General features: G+C 61.9%; 7 protein-coding genes. All 7 read left to right on the top strand.

The features are described from left to right. Positions 1 to 8: 8 nt before the first annotated feature. The 7 genes from AC0L15_RS33015 to AC0L15_RS32985 all read left to right on the top strand — a co-directional run bounded on the left by AC0L15_RS33015 (position 9) and on the right by AC0L15_RS32985 (position 5,960). Positions 9 to 545 (top strand): hypothetical protein, encoded by a 537-nt coding sequence (locus tag AC0L15_RS33015; RefSeq protein WP_473498377.1) that lies wholly within the window; start codon positions 9 to 11, stop codon positions 543 to 545. 65 nt (positions 546 to 610) lie between these two features. Next, positions 611 to 1,465, top strand: a complete 855-nt coding sequence (gene dapD, locus AC0L15_RS33010; RefSeq protein ID WP_287246833.1) for a 2,3,4,5-tetrahydropyridine-2,6-dicarboxylate N-succinyltransferase — start codon at positions 611 to 613, stop codon at positions 1,463 to 1,465. Positions 1,466 to 1,492: 27 nt separating this feature from the next. Further along, positions 1,493 to 1,864 carry a DUF805 domain-containing protein gene (locus tag AC0L15_RS33005; protein WP_027152133.1) on the top strand — a complete coding sequence of 124 codons (372 nt, stop codon included), beginning with the start codon at positions 1,493 to 1,495 and terminating at the stop codon, positions 1,862 to 1,864. Between the two features lie 21 nt (positions 1,865 to 1,885). After that, entirely contained in the window at positions 1,886 to 2,608 is a 723-nt protein-coding gene (locus tag AC0L15_RS33000) for a hypothetical protein (protein ID WP_287246834.1), read from the top strand. A gap of 247 nt (positions 2,609 to 2,855) precedes the next feature. Continuing rightward, complete coding sequence (locus tag AC0L15_RS32995; RefSeq protein WP_287246835.1) at positions 2,856 to 3,863, top strand: GGDEF domain-containing protein; 1,008 nt, start codon at positions 2,856 to 2,858, stop codon at positions 3,861 to 3,863. A gap of 289 nt (positions 3,864 to 4,152) precedes the next feature. Further along, positions 4,153 to 5,352: a succinyl-diaminopimelate desuccinylase gene (dapE, locus tag AC0L15_RS32990; RefSeq protein ID WP_287246836.1), complete on the top strand. Its 1,200-nt coding sequence runs from the start codon at positions 4,153 to 4,155 to the stop codon at positions 5,350 to 5,352. Positions 5,353 to 5,354: 2 nt separating this feature from the next. Further along, positions 5,355 to 5,960, top strand: a complete 606-nt coding sequence (locus tag AC0L15_RS32985) for a transporter (RefSeq protein ID WP_236393260.1) — start codon at positions 5,355 to 5,357, stop codon at positions 5,958 to 5,960. The last annotated feature ends 193 nt before the right edge of the window (positions 5,961 to 6,153 follow it).

The following is a 6,153-nucleotide window of genomic DNA, read 5'->3' as shown; positions in this document are numbered from 1 at the left end:
TCCGCAAGATGCATTTCGTCATGCGCGCCAAGGCTGTCGCGGTGTTTCCCGGCGGCTTCGGCACGATGGACGAATTCGCGATAATAGGAGGTGGCCGACTGCTGCGAGCAGAGCCGGGCGAATTTTCGCGCTTCCTCGTAATATTTGCTGTTTTTCTCGAGGTTTTCCTTCTGCGTCTCGTTCTTGGCCGCCCAGGCTTCACCGCCCGGCTCGGGGATGCGCGCCCCGCCGAACAGGATGACGGTCGAGCCGATGCCGCGCTCGGCCAGGATCATCTCCGGCTTCAACAGTTCGAGCTGCAGCCTGACCGCGCGCAATTCGCGCCGTGTCATGAAGTCGGGATCGTTCCAGGCCAACCGGTAGGTCTCGGCACGCGTCTGCGGCGTGTCCGGCACGCTTTTCGACCGCTCCAGATCCTCGTCCGAATGCGGCAGCGGCGTCCACCCCGCCTTTTCCATAGGAGACATATTACCTACCCGTCCAATTATTCAGTTGCGCCGTCTCGCGACGCAGCCGCGATTGACCCTCACCAAGCCTTCACATAGGGTCCGGCGACTTTCAAAACAGGTTAAGGTGCGGCCCCTTAACAGCTTGGTAATGGAGCGAATTCATGTCAAAGCCCGATCTGGCGAGCCTCGAAAAGACCATCGAAACCGCCTTCGAGGAACGCGAGACGATTTCGACGGCAACCCGCGGCGCGACGCGCGACGCCATCCAGGCGGCGCTCGACCTGCTCGACCGGGGTGTCGTCCGCGTTGCCGAGCGCCAAGCCGACGGCACATGGCATGTCAACCAGTGGCTGAAGAAAGCGGTGCTGCTGTCGTTCCGGCTCAACCCGATGGAGATCATCAAGGGTGGTCCGGGCCAGGCCGTGTGGTGGGACAAGGTGCCATCGAAATTCGACGGCTGGAGCGCCATCGATTTCGAGAAGGCAGGTTTCCGCGCCGTGCCGTCGTCGATCGTGCGGCGCTCCGCCTACGTCGCGCCAGGTGCCGTGCTGATGCCGTCCTTCGTCAATGTCGGCGCCTATGTCGACAGCGGCACCATGGTCGACACATGGGCCTCGGTCGGCTCCTGTGCCCAGATCGGCAAGAATGTGCATCTGTCGGGCGGCGTCGGCATCGGCGGCGTGCTGGAGCCGATGCAGGCCGGCCCGACCATCATCGAGGACAATTGCTTCATCGGCGCTCGCTCCGAAGTGGTCGAAGGCTGCATCGTGCGCGAGGGCTCGGTGCTCGGCATGGGCGTCTTCATCGGCCAGTCGACCAAGATCGTCGACCGTGCCACCGGCGAGGTTTTCTACGGCGAAGTGCCGGCCAATTCCGTCGTCGTCGCCGGCTCGATGCCCGGCAAGCCATTGCCCAATGGCGAGGCCGGTCCCAGCCTCTACTGCGCCGTCATCGTCAAACGGGTCGATGCCAGGACCCGTTCCAAAACCTCGATCAATGAACTGCTTCGCGATTGATCTTTTCAAAAAAACGGACCTACCCGCTTGCTCGACAGACCTCGATTTCTATGGCTTTTCTTCAGCCTTTCCGGGCGAGTGAACCCCAGCGCCTATGTTTTGGCGGGTCTTTTGCCGCTCCTCACTCAGCTTTTCCTGCTCTACCAGTTCTCGCGAACGCCGCTGGGCACTGCTGCAAGTCAGTACTGGGCGCTCGCCTGGTGGATCGCTGTGGTTGTCTCGACATGGTCAACCTTTGCGCTAACGGCGAAGCGGTTCCATGATTTCGGCAAGCCTACCTACTACGCATTGATCTCTCTCATCGTCGGCGCCATTCTCCTTGTCATTCTGGCTTTTTTCAAAAGTGATCCCGGACCCAACCGCTACGGCAAACGCACCAATGCGCCGGCCGAATCCTGAGCGCCGGGCGGGTCTCTAGCCATGCGCTACCGCACGCTGGATGCGAAACTGATCATCGAAACTGCCGAGCGACTGGAAAAACGCGTCGCCGAGCGGTTTCCCGATACCGGCTTGCGTGGCGTCGCTATAGAACTTGTGTCGCTGTCGCGTGATCTGGCCAAGGCGGCGAAGGCGCTGGAAGCGCCGATCTGGTGGCTGCGCGGCGTCGTCATCGTCACCATTGCCGCCGGCGCTCTGATGTTCCTGTTCGTCGGCACCATCCTGCCGCTCGGCCGCATCTCGGGAGCCCACGACGCCATCCAGTCGGTGCAAGGCATCGAATCCTTGATCAACATGATCATCCTCGCTATGCTCGGCTTCCTGGCCTTGATCCGGACCGAGGAGCGCATCAAGCGCAAGCAGGTGTTTCGCAAGCTTCATGGCTTGCGATCGCTGATCCATGTCATCGACATGCATCAGCTAACCAAGGATCCGGCAGCGCTTTCAACCGATTTCAAGCCGACATCGCATTCACCGGCACGCATAACCGACCGTGTCGATCTCGCGCGCTACCTCGACTATTGCTCCGAAATGCTGTCGATCACCGGCAAGATCGCCGCACTGTTCGCGCAATCGGTCAACGACGATGTGGTCGTCGATGGCGTCAACGACATCGAGTCCCTGGGCTCCAATCTGTCGCGAAAGATCTGGCAAAAGATCACGCTGATCGACGGTCCATTGCGGTCGGCTCGTCCAGGTACCTAAGCTAATCTTAGTCACCTTGGTCCAGCATGCCCCGTGAACACTGTGTCGACCGGCACGGAGCACTCAACTGGCACACGACGAACCGCTGGCCAACCCGAAAACGCGCGGAAAGCGAAGCGCCGGCGCGCGGCTGTTCGCCTGGTTTTCCTCGCCGATCAGAGCGGAACCGGAAGCTGTCCGCGCGCGGCTTCTCGACACCACTTTCGAGCGCAAATTCGCTGTCCTGTTCGGCACCATCAGTGTCCTGGTGCTGGCAGTCGGCGCCGCGGTCGTCATCGGCGACCGGTGGCCCTACGCCTGGATGGCGGCCGACCTCATCCTGTTTGCCGTCCGCTTCATGCTGATGCGGGAATGTGAGCGGGCCCGCAAGCGCGGGGGAACGGGGCCGCTGGCAGGCCTCATGGCCGCCGGTGGGTCATGGTCGGTGATTTTCGGCCTCGGCTGCTATGGCTGCGTCGTCAGCGGGGATATGGCGCTCGCAGTGCTGGCTGCCTTGAACGTTGCAGGCGTCGTCGGCGTGGTGTCGTCACGCAACGCAGCGACCCCGCGCTACGCCATATTCGTCATGCTGGCCGTAAGCCTGCCTTTCCTGGTTGGCGCGCTGTTATCTCCGGCGCCCGGAATGGCGATCGTCGGGTTTCAAGTGCCTTTCTATGTGGCCGGCGTCATCATCGTACTGCTTCAAAATCATGCGATCAACGCCCGCATGATCCGCGCCGAACTGGACAATCGCGATCTGGCGATCAAGGACGCGCTGACCGGCCTGCCCAACCGCATCTTCCTTCAGGAGAAACTGCGCGGCATGTGCAGCGAGCTTGCGGCGCCGGCAGCAAACGGCGGCAGGCCGTTTGCCGTTCTCAGCATGGACCTCGACGGCTTCAAACACGTCAATGACCGCTTCGGCCACGCGGTCGGCGACATGCTGCTGCGCAAGGTAGCCGAGCGATTGAAGCGTGCTTTCCGACCGGGGGATGTGGTCTTTCGCATCGGCGGTGACGAATTCGTGATCCTGCTGCCCGACACATCCGAGATCGAAGCCACCCTGCTGGCAAAGCGCGCCATTGAGAAGATTTCGGTACCTTTCGACCTTGGCGTGGGCACCGCAATACGCATCGGGTTGAGCATTGGAAGTGCCTTCGCGCCTGCTGACGGCGGCGAGCCGGAACCTCTTCTCACCTGCTCCGATCACGTGCTCTATGAAGCCAAACGCACCGGAAAGGGCCGTTACCGGGCGCACGTGCGGGCCGCGAACTGACCACAGCGATTATTGGGCCTTTGTCGCTCAGTCCATGCAATATCCCGTATCCCGCCTAAGTGCGTCGCGTCTGAAGCGACTCCTGCGACGCACTTTTAAGCCTTTGTTTGTTTTATGCGCATTTGCCCAAAACCGCTGCGCCCGCACGGGTCAAGCCCGAGGCCATGCCTTTTGGGCGACATGCATCAGGCCTGCGACAATACGCCATGAAAACCATAGTGTCGGCGGGATGGCTGGCCCTTATGTCTGGCCGTGACAGGCCTTGCGCTTTCGACTAACGCTTTTGCCCATGACGTTGCCGACCGATCCCGCTGGAAATCTCGCCGCCCTCATCCGCTGCCCCTCCGTGACACCCATCGAGGGCGGGGCACTGAGCACGCTGGAAACAATGCTGAAACCACTCGGCTTTTCCGTCGAGCGCCCGGTGTTCTCGGAGGACGGCACGCCCGATATCGAAAATCTCTATGCGCGGCGCTCCGGCAACGGTCCGCACCTGATGTTCGCCGGGCATACCGACGTGGTGCCGGTCGGCGACGAGACCTCATGGACGCATCCGCCTTTCGCTGCCGAGATCGCCAAGGGCGAGATGTTCGGTCGCGGTGCCGTCGACATGAAGGGGGGCATCGCCTGTTTCATCGCCGCCGTGGCGCGCCATCTCGAGTCGAAAGGCGGCCTGAAAGGCTCGGTCTCGCTGCTGATCACCGGCGACGAAGAAGGGCCGGCCATCAACGGCACGACAAAGCTGCTCGAATGGGCGGTCGCCAAGGGCGAGAAATGGGATGCGTCGATCGTCGGCGAGCCGACCAATCCCGATGCGCTGGGCGACATGATCAAGATCGGCCGGCGCGGCTCTTTGTCCGGCAGCATCATCGTCAACGGCCGCCAAGGCCACGCCGCCTATCCGAAGCTTGCCGACAATCCGGTGCGCGGCCTGATGACGCTGGTCGAAGCCTTGCTGCACCCAGTCTTCGACAAGGGCACCAAGGACTTCCAGCCGACCAATCTGGAGGTAACCTCGATAGACGTCGGCAATCCGGCCACCAATGTTATTCCGGCAAAGGCGACCGCCGCCTTCAACATCCGCTTCAACGATACATGGACCGCCGAGACCATCCAGGCGGAAATCCACAACCGTCTCGACAAGGCGGCGAAGCGAAAGAAATACCGGGCCGGCAAGGCGACGCCGGTCGATTACGAACTCGCCTGGCGCGACCGGCCGAGCCACGTCTTCCTCACCCGCGACGAGCTGCTGATCGAAGCACTGAGCGGTTCGGTCAAGGCGGTGATCGGCAGGAAGCCGGCGCTTTCCACCTCCGGCGGCACCTCCGACGCACGCTTCATCAAGGATCATTGTCCGGTGGTCGAGTTCGGGCTGGTCGGCAAGACCATGCACATGGTCGATGAACGCGTCGCACTTGCCGACCTCGAGACGCTGACGCAGATCTATCAGCGCTTCATCGAAGACTGGTTCGAGCAAGGCGCATCGTAATTATGCTTTCGTCGGATGAAACCTATGCTTCGCTCAACGGCGCCTGGCGACTGATGCTCGGCAAGGCCGATGGGCTGCGCCAGTTCGATCTTTCGGCCGACGGTTTCTGGAATTCCTTCTACGCCATCGTCGTCGCGGCACCGGCGCTGATCGTCGGTTGGGTCGGCCTCGCCAACGAGATCGGCGATCCGAATGCATTCGCCGGACGCTTCAGCATGCTGATCCGTCTGGCGACAGTCGACATCGGCGTCTGGGTGTTGCCGCTTGTCGGCCTTGCCCTCGTCGCGCCGCGCGCCGGCATCGGCGGGCGCTTCGTCCACTATGTCGTCGCCAGCAACTGGGCGTCGGCGATCATCGCCTGGATGATGCTGCCAGCGGCGTTGATCAGGCTTTTCCTGCCGTCCACCAACGAGTTCGCCGTACTGGCGTCGCTGCTTTTATTCGCGCTGTCGATGATCCTGACCTGGCGGATGACAAACGTCGCCATCGGCAGGGGCGCGGCTGTCGGCAGCGCTGTCTTCGCCGGAATGTTCGTGGCGTCGCTGGTCGTTCTGTTCGTGCTTCAGGCGCTGCTCGGCATCGTTGCGCCGAGCGGAACCGGCACTTGAAGCATCCAAGTGAATTTGTCCGAATTCCCGGTGTGGTTTCGCTTGCTGACGTTGGCGCCGCCCCTCACCTGCCTGCCGGCATCCTCTCCCCGTATAGTGACGGGGAGAGGGCAGCTCTGTCCGAACCGGATAGATAGGTAACAGAATGGACTGATTGCATGGGTGACAGTTTTCTCCTTCGCCGGGAGGACCG

The sequence above is a fragment of the Mesorhizobium sp. WSM4846 genome, assembly GCF_055811415.1.
Note: the sequence above shows the minus strand (reverse complement) of the source record. Positions and strands in the feature narration are given on the sequence as shown.

Excerpts from the sequence above, each read along its gene's own strand:
- dapD (WP_287246833.1), top strand. The coding sequence starts at position 611 with ATGTCAAAGCCCGATCTGGCGAGCCTCGAAAAGACCATCGAAACCGCC.
- AC0L15_RS32985 (WP_236393260.1), top strand. The coding sequence starts at position 5,355 with ATGCTTTCGTCGGATGAAACCTATGCTTCGCTCAACGGCGCCTGGCGA.
- AC0L15_RS33000 (WP_287246834.1), top strand. The coding sequence starts at position 1,886 with ATGCGCTACCGCACGCTGGATGCGAAACTGATCATCGAAACTGCCGAG.
- AC0L15_RS33015 (WP_473498377.1), top strand. The coding sequence starts at position 9 with ATGCATTTCGTCATGCGCGCCAAGGCTGTCGCGGTGTTTCCCGGCGGC.
- dapE (WP_287246836.1), top strand. The coding sequence starts at position 4,153 with ATGACGTTGCCGACCGATCCCGCTGGAAATCTCGCCGCCCTCATCCGC.